Below are 16,527 nucleotides of genomic sequence, written 5' to 3'. Positions count from 1 at the left end.
ATCCCGACAGAAAAAGTCGGGATAAGCGACCACTAAGGCCTCGCTGGAAAAGCGAGACCAAGTATAAAAAAAACAGAAAAACTATATAAGATCCCGACAGAAAAAGTCGGGATAAGCGACCACTAAGGCCTCGCTGGAAAAGCGAGACCAAGTATAAAAAAAACAGAAAAACTATATAAGATCCCGACAGAAAAAGTCGGGATAAGCGACCACTAAGGCCTCGCTGGAAAAGCGAGACCAAGTATAAAAAAAACAGAAAAACTATATAAGATCCCGACAGAAAAAGTCGGGATAAGCGACCACTAAGGCCTCGCTGGAAAAGCGAGACCAAGTGTCTGCTTACATATTTCGCCTGTACTGCCCTCCTACTTCAAATAAGGAATGGGTAATTTGCCCTAAAGAAGCATATTTACAAACCTCCATTAAAGCTTCAAAAATATTTTCGTTGTTAATAGATTTTCGCTGTAGCTCTTTCAATAACTCTGAAACTTTTGCATCGTTGCTATTATTTAAGTTCTTCACCACTTCTATTTGGTATTGCTTTTCTTCTTCGGTGGCTCTTATCACTTCAGCAGGTTGTACTGTAGGCGAACCTTTACTGCTTAAGAATGTGTTTACACCAATAATTGGGAACTCTCCTGAATGTTTTAAGGTTTCGTAGTACAAGCTCTCTTCTTGTATTTTACTGCGCTGGTACATGGTTTCCATAGCTCCCAACACACCACCACGCTCGGTTAAGCTATCGAATTCTTTTAGCACGGCATCTTCTACAAGATCTGTTAATTCTTCAATTATAAAGCTTCCCTGAATTGGATTTTCATTTTTAGCCAATCCAAGTTCCTTATTAATAATTAGCTGAATGGCCATCGCACGTCTCACACTCTCCTCCGTAGGGGTTGTAATAGCCTCATCGTAAGCATTGGTATGCAAACTATTGCAATTGTCGTATATGGCATATAATGCCTGTAGCGTAGTTCTGATGTCATTGAAATCAATCTCTTGCGCGTGTAAAGATCTTCCTGAAGTCTGAATATGGTACTTCAGCATCTGCGCACGCGGATTGGCATTGTACTTATTTTTTAATGCCTTTGCCCAAATCTTACGTGCCACTCGACCAATTACAGAGTATTCTGCATCTATCCCGTTACTAAAGAAAAACGACAGGTTAGGACCAAATTTGTTAATGTCCATGCCGCGACTTAAATAGTATTCTACATACGTAAAACCATTTGCCAATGTAAACGCCAATTGTGTAATGGGATTTGCGCCAGCTTCAGCAATATGGTAACCACTAATAGAAACCGAATAAAAATTACGTACCTGTTCTTTAATAAAATATTCCTGCACATCGCCCATTAGACGCAAGGCAAATTCTGTAGAAAAAATACAGGTGTTTTGTGCCTGGTCTTCTTTTAAAATATCGGCTTGCACCGTTCCGCGTACTTGTTTAAGCGTATCTACTTTAATTTGTTCATAAACATCTTTTGGCAAAACCTGATCCCCTGTAACCCCTAAAAGCATCAACCCAAGGCCATCATTTCCTTCTGGTAATTTCCCTTGGTATTGCGGACGTGTTTTTCCTTTATAAATCTCCGCAATTCGTTTTTCGGTTTCAGTTTCTATTTCGTTCGCAACGATATACTTTTCACAATTCTGGTCTATGGCGGCATTCATAAAGAACCCTAGCAACATAGGTGCAGGTCCGTTAATAGTCATACTCACCGAGGTCATCGGATTACTTAAATCGAAACCACTGTATAGCTTTTTTGCATCGTCCAGACAACAAATGGACACACCTGCATTTCCTATTTTTCCGTAGATATCTGGCCGCAATCCTGGATCGTTACCGTAAAGCGTTACACTATCAAATGCTGTAGATAAACGCTTAGCTGGCAAACCGTGACTTACGTAATGAAAACGACGGTTGGTACGTTCTGGCCCACCTTCCCCTGCAAACATTCTGGCTGGATCCTCGCCTGTTCTTTTAAACGGATACAATCCCGACGTATACGGAAACTCTCCAGGTACATTTTCTTGTAGACACCATCTTAAAATATCACCCCACGCCTGATACTTCGGTAAAGCAACCTTTGGTATCTGTGAGTGTGAAAGGCTTTCAGTATGTGTTTCAATATTAATTTCTTTGTCTCTTACTTTAAAGGTATAGACTGGGTTCTTATATCTATTCACCTTCTCGTCCCACGTAGTGATTACTTCCCAATTATAAGGATCCAAGTCCATTTTTACACGATCAAATTCGGCTAGTAAAAGCTTCAGTAAATCGTTATTATTTTCAGTGCTTTTTACGGTTTCTGAAATAATGCCTGCTTTATCAATTCCAGGTGCGCTTCCTGAAACCGTTTCCATAGTTTTAAAAATTCCATAGAGTTTTTGAGCAACTTCAGCCTGTTCTGAAGCAATTTTATCGTAGGCACGGTTGTTTTCAGAAATCTCAGAAAGGTAGCGTGTGCGAGCTGGTGGAATTACAAAAATCTTTTCGCTCATCTCGTTGCTTATTTCAAAAGTACTCTCCAGCTTCGCATCTGCTTTTGAAACCAGCTGATCCATGATGGCCTTATATAAGGTATTCATCCCCGGATCATTAAATTGGGATGCAATCGTTCCAAATATAGGTAACTCGTCCTGTGGTGTATCCCACAATTGATGGTTACGCATATATTGTTTTTTCACATCGCGCAACGCATCCAACGAACCACGTTTGTCGAATTTATTGATGGCTACCAAATCTGCAAAATCCAGCATATCTATCTTTTCCAGCTGCGTTGCGGCACCAAATTCTGGTGTCATTACATATAAAGACACATCGCTATGTTCCAAAATTTCGGTATCACTTTGTCCAATTCCGGATGTTTCAAGGATAATTAGATCGTATTCGGCAGCTTTAATCACTTCAATCGCTTCGGCTACGTATTTGGAAAGTGCCAAATTACTCTGTCGGGTTGCCAGACTACGCATATACACTCTTGGAGAGTTAATGGCATTCATACGTATTCTATCGCCTAAGAGCGCCCCACCCGTTTTTCTTTTTGAGGGATCTACTGAAATAAGCCCAATCGTTTTCTCAGGAAAATCTACTAAAAATCTACGCACCAATTCATCTACCAAAGAAGACTTCCCTGCACCTCCGGTACCTGTAATACCAAGCACTGGAATTTTAAGTGTTTTATTTTTTTTATGAATGGCATCCAGGGCATCTTTAGCTACTTCTGGAAAATTTTCTGCAGAAGAGATCACACGAGCAATGGCACCAGCTTCTTTACTTGAAAGCTTAGCGACTTCTCCATTCAGGGTATTACCTATGGGATAATCTGAAGTTTCAACAAGATGATTAATCATTCCTTGCAGCCCCATCTCCCGGCCATCGTCTGGTGAATAAATTCGGGTAATACCATAGGCCATCAAATCTGAAATTTCAGAAGGAAGTATAACACCGCCACCGCCACCAAAAATCTTGATATGCCCAGCTCCTTTTTCCTGCAGTAAATCGTACATATATTTAAAGTACTCATTATGCCCACCTTGGTAAGAGGTCATTGCAATAGCATTGGCATCTTCCTGAATGGCCGTATTTACAACTTCTTCCACACTACGGTCGTGACCAAGATGGATTACTTCTACGCCTGTAGACTGAATAATCCGTCTCATAATATTAATCGCGGCGTCATGACCATCAAAAAGAGAGGCGGCGGTTACAATTCTAACTTTATTTTTTGGGGTATACGGAATTTGTTGTTGCATAATAAATATTTATGAATGCAAAGTTACTAAAACCCTTACTCACATTGGAAACAACTATTATATAAATAATAAAAAAAGAAGTTAATTATCATGTTATTTCTGTAAAAAAAATGTATTTTTGAAGTTCATTATAAACCTAAAATAAAATACTATGAAAAAAATCTACATTCTAGCTGCTATCGTAGCTTTCGCATTTAATGCAAATGCACAAATTGATGACAACTTTGACTTTTACGCTGTAGGAGATATAGATGCACAATCCCCTAACTGGAGAACTTGGAGTGACGCTCCTGGGAACGCAGAAGATGCAGACGTTAGTACTGCGCAAGCTAATTCTGCACCAAATTCTCTTTTCATTTCTACTGGAAATGACATGCTATTGTTATTTGGCGATATTACAAACGGATTATACTCTTGGCAATTTGACCTTTATTTAGAGCCAGGTTCTACTGGATTTATAGGTCTTATGGATGTAACAGCTGATACATTTGGTGCTGGTTTATACTTTAACGATGCTACCGCTGGTGATACTGGAGCTGTTACAGATGCTGCTGGAGTTATTCAAGAAAGTTTTACTTTTGATGAGAGCACGTGGGTTACCGTAACTTACGTTATCGATCTTGACAACGATACACTTGACCTATTATTTGATGGAACTTCTGTTTATACAGGTGATAACTTCTTAGGCGGACAGCTTCAAGCAGCAGACATCTGGGATAACACAGGTGCAAATTTTTACATGGATAATGTAATTTTCCAAGAAGGTTTAATTCTAGGTTCTGACGATTTTTCAACTTCTAACTTTAGCGTGTATCCTAATCCAGTTAAAGACAGATTAAACATTCAAACTACTAACACAGTTGATGCTGTTACAGTATACGATGTATTAGGGAAAGTAGTTCTTACTGCTACTCCTGGTGCTGTATCTCCAAGTATTGATATGAGTACTCTTAGTTCTGGTGCTTACTTAGTAAACATCACAATGAACGGTTCTTCTAAAACTGTAAAAGTTATTAAGTAATTAGTTACTTATTTCTTATCATAGGAAGCCCTTCTTTTGAAGGGCTTTTTTTATATTTATACTTTAACTTTCAAATGAAAATGTTATGAAAAAGCTCGTTATATTCTTTTCTTGTTTTGCAGTAGTTTCTTGTGCAGAACTACAACAAGTTGTAAATAATTTGCCGCAAGGTGGAGAAATGAATCCAACAACAATTGCCAGCGGCCTACGCCAGGCATTAGATTTTGGCATAGACAAACAGGTTACAAAACTCACGCAGAAAGATGGTTTTTATAAAAATAACTTAGTGAAAATTCTCTTGCCTCAGGAACTTACAAAAGTAGACCGCGCCCTGCGGGATATTGGACTAAGTAGTCTTGCAGATGAAGGATTACTACTACTAAATCGTGCTGCAGAAGATGCCGTAAAAACAGCAACGCCTATTTTTGTAAATGCTGTGAAGGAAATTACATTTACCGACGCTAAAAACATTCTCTTAGGCCCAAACAATGCCGCAACCAATTATCTGGAAGGCCGAACTAATAACGCACTCTATACAGAGTTCAATCCTGTTATAAAAAATTCTTTTCAAAAAGTAGGTGCAGATAGGATTTGGGAAAATATGATAACTAAATACAATACGATTCCATTTGTAACTCAGGTAAATCCAGACCTTACGGATTATGTTACCAACCAAGCTTTAAAAGGTGTGTATACAATGATAGCCGTAGAAGAAAATAAAATACGAAGTAGTGTTGCCTCCAGAACCACAAATTTATTGCGTCAAGTTTTTGCATTACAAGACTAGTAACCTTTGTATTAAGGTGGAATAAATTAGGACATGATTAACTTATTGTTAGTAAAGATTAGGTTACCAGATTGTTATTTTTGCCTAAATAAGTAAAGAAAACATGTCTAGTTGGTTAAAAAGAAAATCGAGAGTAGAAAAGCTTGAACAAAAATATGTCGAGCTTATGAGAAAGTCATTTAAGGTAGCCTTAAGAGACAAAAATGAAAGTGAAAAAGTACAAAAGCAAGCCTATAAGGTCTTTGATGAAATTAGATACCTCACCTTACAAAATGCAGATAAGTAAAAGAAGGTAATGTAGCGTTTTAAAATAAGACAACGCATTTACCAGCCTAGAACCATACCAGCTAAAATATTCCCCATCAACTAAACGCACTTCTTTGGTAAGTGTGTTTTTTAATTCTAAAACATCTTTGTTTTTAAATGGAAAAGGCTCTGTAGCTAGTAATAGTATATCTGCTACTTTTAAATCTTCCTCCAAAACTTCGGGGTAGCGTGACGGCTTTTTACTGAACACATTTTCAAAGTTATTTAACTTTAGCAAATGATCTATAAACGTATTAGCACCAGCAACCATATACGGGTTCTTCCAGATCACATACGCTACTTTTTTTATGGGTCTTAGGTGTATGTACTTTTGAAAATTAACTAATTCAGTTTCAATTTTTCTGATCAGTTCCTCTGCTTTTTCCTTGACTGAAAACAGTTCACCAAATTGCCGAATCATTTTCAAAGTATCTTCAATGGTGTAAATATCACTTACCCACACAGGAGCAATGTTTTCAAGAGTCACTACCATCTCCTTTGTATTCTCTTCTTTGTTACAAATAATCAGGTCTGGTCGTAACAACTTAATTGTATCGAAATGCACCTGTTTGGTACCACCAACAATGGTCTTTGTAGTTTTAAAACCTTCTGGATGCACGCAAAATTTTGTCACCCCTACTATGCGGTTACTTAATCCTAAATCTACAAGCAATTCGGTTTGAGAAGGTACCAGGGAAACAATCCTAACAGGCTCTTGAAATACTTCAATTTCTCTATGTAACTGATCCTTAAAGCGCATTCAGAATACCTTCCATTTGCGACTGCAATTCCTTAGCTGCAGTTGCCGAAGCCTGTGCAAATTCTTCATCCTTACCCGCATAAATAATACCTCGAGAAGAATTAATAAGCAGCCCAATATTTGAAGAAAGCCCGTACTTGCATACTTCAGAAAGACTTCCTCCTTGGGCTCCTACCCCAGGAACTAATAAAAAACTAGTAGGAACTATCTTTCTAATTTCAGCAAGATACTTTGCCTTTGTTGCCCCCACTACATACATCAAGTTTTGAGCATTGGCCCACTGCGTAGAAGTTTCAATAACACTTTTATACAATTCTTTCCCATCCACCATTTTAGTTTGAAAATCGAAGGCTCCCTGATTTGAAGTTAATGCCAATAAGATGGTATGTTTATTTTCAAACTTTAAAAATGGCTCTATACTATCTTTCCCCATATAGGGTGCAGTGGTAACCGAATCGAACCCTAAATCTTCAAAAAAAGCTTTAGCATACATAGTAGACGTATTTCCAATATCACCTCTTTTAGCATCGGCGATAGTAAATAGCTCTGGATAGTTTTTAGTAAGATAGTGAATCGTTTTTTCTAGCGATTTCCAACCTTTTAAGCCGTAGGCTTCATAAAAAGCAGTATTAGGCTTGTAGGCCACGGCAAGGTGATGAGTAGCGTCTATAATCGCTTTATTGAAGGCAAATATTGGATCTTCTTCCCCCAATAAATGGTTTGGAATTTTATCAAGATCTACATCTAAACCAATACAGAGAAACGATTTCTTTTTATGAATTTGAACAACAAGTTCTTCTGTAGTCATATCGTATTTCTTAAAAAGTTTCCCCGGCTTCTTTCAGCTTTTCAGTATTACTCACTAGTTGAAGCTCATCTATAATTTTCTGAATATCCCCATCTATAATATTACTCAAATCGTATAGGGTAAGGTTAATTCTATGATCGGTAACACGTCCTTGCGAATAGTTATAGGTTCTAATTTTTGCACTCCTGTCACCACTGGTTACCATGGAGCCCCGTTTTTCGGCATCCTCGGCTTGCTTTTTGGCTAGCTCCATATCGTATAATCTGGATCGCAATACCTTAAACGCTTTTTCTTTATTTTTATGTTGTGATTTTTGATCTTGACATTGTGCTACCAGTCCTGTGGGCACGTGTGTTAAACGCACAGCAGAATACGTAGTGTTTACAGACTGTCCTCCAGGACCCGATGAACAAAAATAATCAATACGAACATCTTTCATTTCTATTTGAACATCAAACTCTTCAGCCTCTGGAAAAACCAGAACAGTAGCTGCACTAGTATGTACACGACCTTGTGTTTCTGTTTGCGGTACTCTTTGAACGCGATGAACTCCAGCTTCAAACTTTAGTGTTCCATATACATCGTCTCCCTCAACCTCCATCTGGATGGCTTTATACCCTCCACTGGTTCCTTCACTAAAATCTACAACACTGGTTTTCCATCCTTTGTTTTCACAATACTTGGTATACATACGGTGCAAATCTCCAGCAAAAATACTAGCCTCGTCGCCACCAGTTCCTGCTTTTATTTCCATTACTGCATTCTTTCTATCTTCTGGATCTTTAGGAATTAACATAAACTTAATTTCCTCTTCCAAAGTTTCAATTTTAGATTTAGCTTCATCCAGCTGCATTTTCGCCATCTCTACCATATCTGCATCACTACCATCCGAAAGGATTTCTTCAGCCTCCGCTACACGTTCCGTAGCTGTAAGATAAGCTTCACGCTTGTCCATAAGAGCTCGTAAATCTTTATACTCTTTGTTTAACTGAATATATTGCTTTTGATCTGTAATAATTTCGGGCTGAATGATGAGATCGCTTACCTCGTCAAATCTATTTTTTACTATTTGAAGTTTTTCTAGCATGGTGTAATTTTCATATTGACTTATACTTCAATACAGCGTCAAATTTACAATAAATTAAGGAAGGTTTCAATTCAGCTGAAGGGAAAAAATGTGTCAAAAATAAGGCTCTCCATTTCTTGGGAAGTTGATCCATTTACTTCAGAGAAAAGTAAATTAACTAAGTATCACTTCTGCTACACCCTTAGGATACAACTTGAGGTATTAAAATAATGTTTTTAAAAACTATGTACACTCAGAGAACTCTTAGTAATTAAGAATATATAAACTCTCCGTGTTTGGAGGTAATAGTTAATTTCTTTGTTTTAGAAGCCGCTACTTTCCCCACTATTTGAGCATCTACATTATAAGATTTTGAAATTGCAATAATATCCTGAGCTATTTCTTCAGGTACATATAATTCCATTCTATGCCCCATATTAAAAACTTGGTACATTTCTTTCCAGTCTGTATTACTTTCTTCTTGTATTAATTTGAAGAGTGGCGGTGTGTCAAACATAGTATCTTTTATAATATGAAGATTGTCGATAAAATGAAGAATTTTTGTCTGCGCTCCTCCACTACAGTGCACCATCCCATGAATTTGCTCCGGAGTATAGTTGGAGAGAATTTCCTTGATTATAGGCGCATAGGTTCTCGTGGGAGACAATACTAATTTACCAGCATCTAACGGAGCATTTGGAATGCCATCCGTTAATTTTTTACTACCGCTGTACACCAAATCTTCGGGTACTGCAGCGTCAAAACTTTCTGGGTATGTTGTGGCTAGATATTTATGGAATACATCATGACGCGCACTTGTTAAACCATTACTACCCATTCCACCATTATATTCGGTTTCGTACGTTGCCTGCCCAAAAGAAGACAAACCTACAATCACATCACCTGGACGGATATTTGCATTATTAATTACGTTGGATCGTTTCATTCTTGCGGTGACAGTACTATCTACAATAATAGTTCTTACTAAATCACCTACATCGGCTGTTTCTCCTCCTGTGGAATGGATTTTCACACCAAATTTAGCCAAGTCTTCCAATAATTCTTCAGTACCATTAATGATGGCTGAAATCACTTCACCAGGAATTAAATTTTTATTGCGACCAATGGTTGAAGAAAGTATAATATTATCTACAGCACCTATACAAAGCAGATCGTCTACATTCATAATAAGCGCGTCCTGAGCGATCCCTTTCCACACAGTTATGTCGCCTGTTTCTTTCCAGTACATATAGGCCAGAGAAGATTTGGTTCCTGCGCCATCTGCGTGCATTATCAAGCAATAGTCTTCGTCTCCAGTGAGATAATCCGGAACTATTTTACAAAAGGCTTTTGGAAAAAGTCCTTTATCTACATTTTTTATAGCATTATGAACATCTTCCTTGCCTGCCGAAACACCGCGTTGGGCATATCTTTTTGAAATTTCTTGACTCATACAATTCTCTTAGAACCACAAAAGTACAGAATGCAAAAGCGTCTCGGAAATTCGAGACGCTTTTTTTAACCATACCTAGTATTTATTATTCCCAATCTGGCATAAAACCATCGCTAATTAGGAGCGTTCGCGTCCCCATATTATCATCCTCATTAATATCGATAGTGTACACATCTCTTTGGGAAATCCCATCATTTGATGTATTTGTATATATTACTTGAGCTTCATTAGGTGAAAATTTCACTTGGAAATCGTTCGTTCCATTTGGTTTATCTCCAGAAATTTCAGTGGTAGTGGCAGATGGCAAGTCATAGATAAAAATTCTTGAATCCAAACGTCTGTAATTGGCATTTTGAAATTCTGATACATCATAAGTAAATACTACTTTTTGAGTAGTTACAGAAATTTCTAAACCACTGCTAGCTCCCAAAGCATTTGCCAGGATAACATCTTGAATTGTTCCGGAAAAATCTATGGTATAAATAGATACATTGTAGCCCTCTATATTATTTGTTTTAATGGCTATAATATTATCTATTTCATGAACATCTATTTCTGAAATAAACGAGCCATCGGTTGTTTGATATACTAATTCTAAGCCTTGTCCATTGGTGTTTATTCTGTACAATTTATCAAAAACTGGATAATAAATTCTCTGACTGTTTTCGGGCCAAGAAATATTAATTTCATTCAGATTAAAACCTGCTGGTCTTATGGTTAGTGTAACTTTTTCAATATTACTGCCATCTCTATCCATTGTATAAATATCTACTTCGGCTCCGTTGGATTGCAAGAATGCTATACGGCCAGCTGCTACATTTCTAGTAGGTCTATAGCTATTTTTATCTGAAGGAGTTAACTGAAATTCTGTTCCATCTTGGTCTGCAGAAAATATGACGTTATTGCCATTTATCTTTCTAGTAAATAAAAATCTATTATCCACCGGTGCACTAATCACTGAAAAAGTACCTAGAGGACTTAAAACAGGTTCGTTAATTTCGTCTGTAGCAGTTACCTGCCAAAAATATTGTGCGCCTAATAAAAGGGGTGAATACGTAAATGTAGTATCTGTGATATTCTCAAATAGTTGAACATCTTCGTTTTGATCGTTTCTTAGTTCTAAAGAATAGACAATCGGATCCTCATCCGGATCGGTAGAGTCCCAGGCAAAGACAGCTTCAATACTCTGTAGCACTTCATTTTCTGCAGGTGCTATTAATACAGGTGCTGAAGGAGGCCTGTTATTAGCTGTTGAAACTTCGAGTTCAAAAACCACATTTACCGTTGCGCTGGCTATCACAGTAGTGGGCTCAAAATCTGTTATAAAGTCGTCTACACGTGCTTCTACGGCATAATCGCCTACTGGTACATTTTCAATTAAAAATTTACCAAGACTATCCGTAAAAACAGTACTAGATATTGGTTGAGTCCTAACCCTTACATTGGGAATAGGTAAATTGGTGCCCGCTGCAACAACAGTACCGCTTATGGCGCCTGTATCATCTTCACCAATTCTGTCTTCATTACAGGCTACAACCAACAATATGATTGAAAGCAAGGCTAGTATATATTTTAATGTATATTTCATCTTAAACCTATTTTCTAATGTGTTTTAAATTTGTGCTTTTTGGACCAAAATGATAGTTTATACCAATTCCTATATTATAATAGAAATCGTCTCTTCGACCGCTCTCAAGCTGATCTATTTTATCTGAAAACACTGAATTCCAATCAGTTTGTACAATAAGTGAAAACCTATCTGTTAAAGCATATTCCAACCCTGCCCCAACCTGAAGTTTGAAGAAAGAGTCCCAACGCTCTAAAGTTTCGGTGTCTGTATCATCTGCATAAAAAAGAACTCCAGGACCCGCATAAAAAAACGGAGACAGACGGTCATGAGGTAGTATATTGTATTCTAAATTTAAACTTTCGCTTACCCACCAATTTTTAAAATCTTTTGTTGCATTAAATCTCATGATATTGGTCTGAAAATTTAAACCTAATTCTGGCATTAATCTTACCTTAAGACCTACACCACTCATGAAATCTATAGCACTTGTTGTATAATCTCCATCCAGAAAATTAACGCCTCCTAAAGCACTCACAGCAAATCTATACTCATGCTTTAAATATTGTCTTTCATAAAGCTCGGTATCGTTTTCTAGTTTTTGCTCCAGCTCGTATTCCTTTATTAATTCCTGATCTTTAAGTTCTCCTTCTTTAGTAGACCAAAGATCATCTTTAATTCCTTCTAATATGAGCAGCATTACTGCTTTTTCAATAGCCTCTTGCACGGCCATTTGAGAGGGTTCGTTTTTAGTAAATCCTGTTTCAACCTCCAAAAGTCTTTGGAAATTTACATAGCGAAATAACCCAACATCCACTCCCTGAGAAAGTATAGTTTTTGAGACATTTACAGTCTTTAATATTTCTCCTGTAGAGGTTGACACGGCACGCAGGTATACTGTAATTCTATCTTGTCTATATTGGGATGATCCTCCAACGCCAAAATAGCGTGCACCAACCCCTCCGGTAAGTATGTTGGTATCGTATGAAATTATACCTCCTTCTAAAATAATCCCTGCAAATTTTAAAGGACTTAAGCGTTGTGCGGCACTGTTTTGAGAATTTTGATACTGTTCTCTAGTGGTTCGGATTATATTTCTTTCTGTTTGAAGATTCCCAAAGTTTTCACGCTCTATAGGCCGGAACCACCCCGAGTCTTCTAAGGCTTTAATTAAAATTGTAGTGGCACCTTGCGTAACCGCTGTACTAAATGTACTCACATTTTCAATACTCTTAAATTGACCTGTTTGATCTTTAAAATTATACACCCCTACCTCTAAAGGAATTTGAGGTTCTGGCAACTGTTTTAATTTTTTTGTTTGTTGTGTACCTTCTGAAATTCGTGCTTGTTGTGGAGTCGTAGGCTGATTGAAATAGGCGCCACAACCACTTAAAACAAACGACAAACAAAAAAGATATACTAGTTTATTGCACTTTAACATAATCTTTTTAATTATTAGGAACGATTATTTGCGTTTGTTCTCCAGTCGTAATATCTAAAATATTTATGACGAGTCCTTCATTAGATTCGTATACTTCATATTCAAGATCTCCATCTCTAGAAGTACCCACGTCGGGTAGGTTTTGTCCATTTTGACCAAATTGATTACCTAAATTACCGAGGTTACCTAAGTTATCGAGACCATCAAAACCTCCAAAAAGATCATCATCTTCAAAAGAGTTTTGAGCATTTGCGGAGTTGAGTAGCCAGGTATAGTTAAATGGATCACCTCCAAACGCTGGATTTTTTGGTGTATACACTAATTGTTGCCCTATACTGTAGGAACTCATACTGATCATACATAAAAAAAATAATTTTTTCATATTAGTATACTTAATATTGCTGAACTTGTGTTTTATTTTGTTCAAGTTGATTTAAATAATATCTAACCCGAATAATGGCTTCATCTTTTGCTGCCTTCAAATACTCGTACTGAGGTCTTACAACAAACTCTAACACTTTTTTTTGTGCGACAAATATTTCTATTTTCGTATTGCTGCCCACTGCTAATGATTCTTTTATGGTTACAATTTCTTTACCATTAATTTCATCGTTGAAATAGTGCGTGTAAAACATTTTATAGAAGTCACTACCAAATCTTGTTTTGGTGTCTTCAACCACAATACCCCTTAGAACAACTCCATCATTATAATATTCAGAACCTGAATCTGTATCGGATGAAGTGTTATTCTTTTTTTTATTAAGTATAATTTTCTCTTGTTCTTCGTCCTCGGTTCCGTTTAATATAAGTCTGTCTTTGCCTACTAGTTCTTCCTGTGTATTATAAATAAGCAATAATATAATAATTCTCTGCTTATCATCAGAATTAATTCTGGTATTGGATAATGTTTTTTGTGCACCTGCCTCCAATACAATGCGTCCTTTCTGGCTATTCCGAGACTTGTTACCACTATTTTTCTCTCCTTTTATGACCGAAAGTTCATAGCGTAAGCTCTGTGATATATTGGTAGTGTTTAAAGCCGCCCCAGTAATTGAAATTTGGCCGTATTCTTCTTCTAAAATTATTTTGGCTTCAATTTCGGAATTATAGATTTGAGCTTGACAGGGCATCAATAAACTATTCATCACTAAAGCAACTAGTAGAAAAAAAGCTATCTTATATTTCAAAATAAAATGAATTAGTATTACTTAATATTTCTAACAAGAACTGTTTGTCCATTACCACGCATACGCACCAGCATATTTTTAGATATAGAATTATCGCCTAACCAAATAAGATTTTGATTAGTTCCTTGCTGAATAACATTTGCAGCGTGAAAAATACTGCCATTCGTGCTAACATCTAAGAAACTGTTATTAACTCCTTGTTGAATCACATTTTCGTTTATTGAAGCAGCCTTTACTCCTAAGACAACCTCATTACGATTCCCGATTTGAAATAAATTGATGTCACTCGATAGAGACTGGGTGGTAGAAGCTACAGCATTGTAGTTACCTACTTGCTGAATATAAACAGCATTACTAGTAGAAATGTTTTGTGAATTATTAGTGAAGCGCTCTTGTTGTGAAGATAAAAAATTTAATGTGGCACCCTCATTTTTAAAAACTTCAATAACTGAGGACTTAATATTAGAATTTGTTTGAGCGAATACCAAATTGCCTACAAGAGACAAAATGAGTAGTATATATGCAGTAGGTATTGTTTTCATCTTGATCACAATAAAAAGGTTATAAGTATAAAGATAAGGGGAAATATTGGAAATCAAACTGTTCAAGAAATTATTCTTGTAGTATCGATAAAGATTGGGGCTTTTACAGTAAAATGATAGGGGCGTTTGCCCCTATCAAATATTAGTTTTAACAAATAGTTTGAGATAAATTTCTCAAGGACTATGTATTAGTTATGCTGGATAACAGTTGAACTATTGAAAGCTCCAATCTGAGCAACATTACTCATATGTCCTAGACCGTGCTGGTGAACAAAGCTACCGTTTAACAATCCAACTTGTAATACATCAGAATCGTTGTTTCTTCCGTACTGCTCAGTTGTTTGCCCATTCCAAACTCCAACCTGAAGAACATCAGAGTCGTTGTTTCTTCCGTGCTGGTCAACAGAACCGTAGTTACCTAAACCAAATTGAAGTGACGTAGATGTGTTGTCTCTACCAAGTTGGTGAACTTCTAAATAATTGTCATCACCTACCTGTAGTGCGTAAGAATCGTTACGACGACCTTCTTGCGTTACATACGCATCATTGTCTTCTCCTAATTGTACTAAGTCTTGGTCATTGTCTCTACCAATTTGAGTAATGTAACCGAAGTTATCTTCACCTAACTGGAAAACAAAAGAACTGTTTCTGCGACCTACTTGGTATACATCAGACTCATTATCTTCACCAATTTGCATTACTAAAGATCCGTTATCACGACCTTGCTGGTACACGATAGACTCATTGTCTTCACCTAATTGAATAACAGCAGAACCGTTACGTCTTCCGTTTTGATCTACATCAGAATCGTTGTCTTCACCAATTTGAAGAACTAAAGAACCGTTGTCTCTACCATTTTGATCTACATCAGAATCGTTATCTTCACCTAATTGGAAAACCAAAGAACCGTTACGTCTACCATCTTGGTCAACATCAGAATCGTTGTCTTCACCAATTTGTACTACTAAAGAACCGTTGTCTCTACCATCCTGATCTACATCAGAATCGTTGTCTTCACCTAATTGGAAAACCAAAGAACCATTGCGTCTTCCGTCTTGATCTACATCAGAATCGTTGTCTTCTCCTAATTGAATTACTAAAGAACCATTGTCTCTACCGTCCTGATCTACATCAGAATCGTTATCTTCTCCTACTTGAAGTACCAAAGAACCATTACGTCTTCCTTCTTGATCAACGTCTGAATCATTGTCCTCTCCTAATTGAATTACTAAAGAACCGTTGTCTCTACCTTCCTGATCTACATCAGAATCGTTATCTTCTCCTACTTGAAGCACCAAAGAACCATTACGTCTTCCTTCTTGATCAACGTCTGAATCATTATCTTCTCCTAACTGAATTACTAAAGAACCGTTGTCTCTACCATCCTGTTCTACATCAGACTCATTATCTTCTCCTAATTGGAAAACAAGAGAACCATTACGTCTTCCGTCTTGATCCACATCAGATTCGTTGTCTTCTCCTAATTGAACCACTAAAGAACCATTACGTCTTCCTTCTTGATCGACGTCTGAATCGTTACTAATCCCAACTTGAAGTACGTCCGAGTTGTTCTTAAAACCGTCTTGATTCACATTAGAAGTGTTTGCAACTCCTATTTGAAGGACGTCACTGTCATTCATTTGTCCGAACATTACTGTTCCTGCCATGAGCGCTACTGCGCATAAAACTACTTTTTTCATAAGTAAAAATTTAAGTTAATAAAGGTTAAAAAACTATTTTTAGTTGATTTCCAGGTACTTACGTTTGATTATAGGACGTAAAATCTACTTTCGGATGAAACCAAAATTTCTTATTTTCTAAATATGGGGA

Annotated in this window: 14 protein-coding genes; 3 read left to right on the top strand and 11 right to left on the bottom strand. The window is 37.0% G+C overall.

The annotated features are described in order from the left end of the window. Positions 1-339: 339 nt before the first annotated feature. Positions 340-3,759 carry a methylmalonyl-CoA mutase family protein gene (locus ACQ2HF_RS07990; RefSeq protein WP_432413000.1) on the bottom strand — a complete coding sequence of 1,140 codons (3,420 nt, stop codon included), beginning with the start codon at positions 3,757-3,759 and terminating at the stop codon, positions 340-342. Between the two features lie 151 nt (positions 3,760-3,910). Between ACQ2HF_RS07990 and ACQ2HF_RS07985 the strand changes: the two genes are divergently transcribed. The 3 genes from ACQ2HF_RS07985 (at position 3,911) to ACQ2HF_RS07975 (ending at position 5,853) form a co-directional block, all read left to right on the top strand. Then, positions 3,911-4,780 (top strand): T9SS type A sorting domain-containing protein, encoded by an 870-nt coding sequence (locus ACQ2HF_RS07985; RefSeq protein WP_432412999.1) that lies wholly within the window; start codon positions 3,911-3,913, stop codon positions 4,778-4,780. 85 nt (positions 4,781-4,865) lie between these two features. After that, on the top strand, positions 4,866-5,567 hold the full coding sequence (locus ACQ2HF_RS07980; protein WP_432412998.1) for a DUF4197 domain-containing protein: 702 nt from the start codon (positions 4,866-4,868) through the stop codon (positions 5,565-5,567). Between the two features lie 103 nt (positions 5,568-5,670). Further along, positions 5,671-5,853 carry a Lacal_2735 family protein gene (locus ACQ2HF_RS07975; RefSeq protein WP_432412997.1) on the top strand — a complete coding sequence of 61 codons (183 nt, stop codon included), beginning with the start codon at positions 5,671-5,673 and terminating at the stop codon, positions 5,851-5,853. On the opposite strand, the gene ACQ2HF_RS07970 is transcribed toward ACQ2HF_RS07975, so the two are convergent. The 10 genes from ACQ2HF_RS07970 to ACQ2HF_RS07925 all read right to left on the bottom strand — a co-directional run bounded on the left by ACQ2HF_RS07970 (position 5,833) and on the right by ACQ2HF_RS07925 (position 16,397). Continuing rightward, entirely contained in the window at positions 5,833-6,633 is an 801-nt protein-coding gene (locus tag ACQ2HF_RS07970; protein WP_432412996.1) for an ABC transporter substrate-binding protein, read from the bottom strand. The two genes, ACQ2HF_RS07975 and ACQ2HF_RS07970, sit on opposite strands and share 21 nt — an antisense overlap. Continuing rightward, positions 6,623-7,441, bottom strand: a complete 819-nt coding sequence (gene pyrF / locus ACQ2HF_RS07965) for an orotidine-5'-phosphate decarboxylase (RefSeq protein WP_432412995.1) — start codon at positions 7,439-7,441, stop codon at positions 6,623-6,625. The genes ACQ2HF_RS07970 and pyrF overlap by 11 nt, the downstream gene beginning before the upstream one ends. A 10-nt stretch (positions 7,442-7,451) precedes the next feature. Then, positions 7,452-8,528, bottom strand: coding sequence for a peptide chain release factor 1 (prfA, locus tag ACQ2HF_RS07960; protein ID WP_432412994.1), 1,077 nt, complete (start codon positions 8,526-8,528; stop codon positions 7,452-7,454). Between the two features lie 250 nt (positions 8,529-8,778). Continuing rightward, a complete protein-coding gene (locus ACQ2HF_RS07955; protein ID WP_432412993.1) occupies positions 8,779-9,960 on the bottom strand; it encodes an AIR synthase related protein in 1,182 nt (393 codons plus the stop codon). An 85-nt stretch (positions 9,961-10,045) separates the two neighbouring features. Beyond that, on the bottom strand, positions 10,046-11,548 hold the full coding sequence (locus ACQ2HF_RS07950) for a carboxypeptidase regulatory-like domain-containing protein (protein ID WP_432412992.1): 1,503 nt from the start codon (positions 11,546-11,548) through the stop codon (positions 10,046-10,048). 7 nt (positions 11,549-11,555) lie between these two features. Beyond that, entirely contained in the window at positions 11,556-12,932 is a 1,377-nt protein-coding gene (locus ACQ2HF_RS07945; protein WP_432412991.1) for a CsgG/HfaB family protein, read from the bottom strand. A gap of 43 nt (positions 12,933-12,975) precedes the next feature. Continuing rightward, entirely contained in the window at positions 12,976-13,350 is a 375-nt protein-coding gene (locus ACQ2HF_RS07940) for a curli assembly protein CsgF (RefSeq protein ID WP_432412990.1), read from the bottom strand. A gap of 10 nt (positions 13,351-13,360) precedes the next feature. Beyond that, positions 13,361-14,155: a CsgE family curli-type amyloid fiber assembly protein gene (locus ACQ2HF_RS07935; protein ID WP_432412989.1), complete on the bottom strand. Its 795-nt coding sequence runs from the start codon at positions 14,153-14,155 to the stop codon at positions 13,361-13,363. Between the two features lie 17 nt (positions 14,156-14,172). Continuing rightward, positions 14,173-14,697, bottom strand: coding sequence for a hypothetical protein (locus tag ACQ2HF_RS07930; protein WP_432412988.1), 525 nt, complete (start codon positions 14,695-14,697; stop codon positions 14,173-14,175). A 188-nt stretch (positions 14,698-14,885) separates the two neighbouring features. Then, entirely contained in the window at positions 14,886-16,397 is a 1,512-nt protein-coding gene (locus ACQ2HF_RS07925) for a hypothetical protein (protein WP_432412987.1), read from the bottom strand. Between the last annotated feature and the right edge of the window lie 130 nt (positions 16,398-16,527).

Origin of the sequence: Rasiella sp. SM2506 (assembly GCF_050859505.1) — a bacterium.
Lineage (GTDB): Bacteria > Bacteroidota > Bacteroidia > Flavobacteriales > Flavobacteriaceae > Marinirhabdus.
The sequence above is the reverse complement of the archived record's forward strand: the minus strand, read 5'-3'. Positions and strand labels throughout refer to the sequence as shown.

What these genes read in the sequence shown, in the direction of transcription:
- pyrF (WP_432412995.1), bottom strand. Translation starts at nt 7,441, where the DNA reads ATGACTACAGAAGAACTTGTTGTTCAAATTCATAAAAAGAAATCGTTT.
- ACQ2HF_RS07930 (WP_432412988.1), bottom strand. Translation starts at nt 14,697, where the DNA reads ATGAAAACAATACCTACTGCATATATACTACTCATTTTGTCTCTTGTA.
- ACQ2HF_RS07950 (WP_432412992.1), bottom strand. Translation starts at nt 11,548, where the DNA reads ATGAAATATACATTAAAATATATACTAGCCTTGCTTTCAATCATATTG.
- ACQ2HF_RS07990 (WP_432413000.1), bottom strand. Translation starts at nt 3,759, where the DNA reads ATGCAACAACAAATTCCGTATACCCCAAAAAATAAAGTTAGAATTGTA.
- prfA (WP_432412994.1), bottom strand. Translation starts at nt 8,528, where the DNA reads ATGCTAGAAAAACTTCAAATAGTAAAAAATAGATTTGACGAGGTAAGC.
- ACQ2HF_RS07970 (WP_432412996.1), bottom strand. Translation starts at nt 6,633, where the DNA reads ATGCGCTTTAAGGATCAGTTACATAGAGAAATTGAAGTATTTCAAGAG.
- ACQ2HF_RS07980 (WP_432412998.1), top strand. Translation starts at nt 4,866, where the DNA reads ATGAAAAAGCTCGTTATATTCTTTTCTTGTTTTGCAGTAGTTTCTTGT.
- ACQ2HF_RS07925 (WP_432412987.1), bottom strand. Translation starts at nt 16,397, where the DNA reads ATGAAAAAAGTAGTTTTATGCGCAGTAGCGCTCATGGCAGGAACAGTA.
- ACQ2HF_RS07940 (WP_432412990.1), bottom strand. Translation starts at nt 13,350, where the DNA reads ATGAAAAAATTATTTTTTTTATGTATGATCAGTATGAGTTCCTACAGT.
- ACQ2HF_RS07975 (WP_432412997.1), top strand. Translation starts at nt 5,671, where the DNA reads ATGTCTAGTTGGTTAAAAAGAAAATCGAGAGTAGAAAAGCTTGAACAA.
- ACQ2HF_RS07985 (WP_432412999.1), top strand. Translation starts at nt 3,911, where the DNA reads ATGAAAAAAATCTACATTCTAGCTGCTATCGTAGCTTTCGCATTTAAT.
- ACQ2HF_RS07955 (WP_432412993.1), bottom strand. Translation starts at nt 9,960, where the DNA reads ATGAGTCAAGAAATTTCAAAAAGATATGCCCAACGCGGTGTTTCGGCA.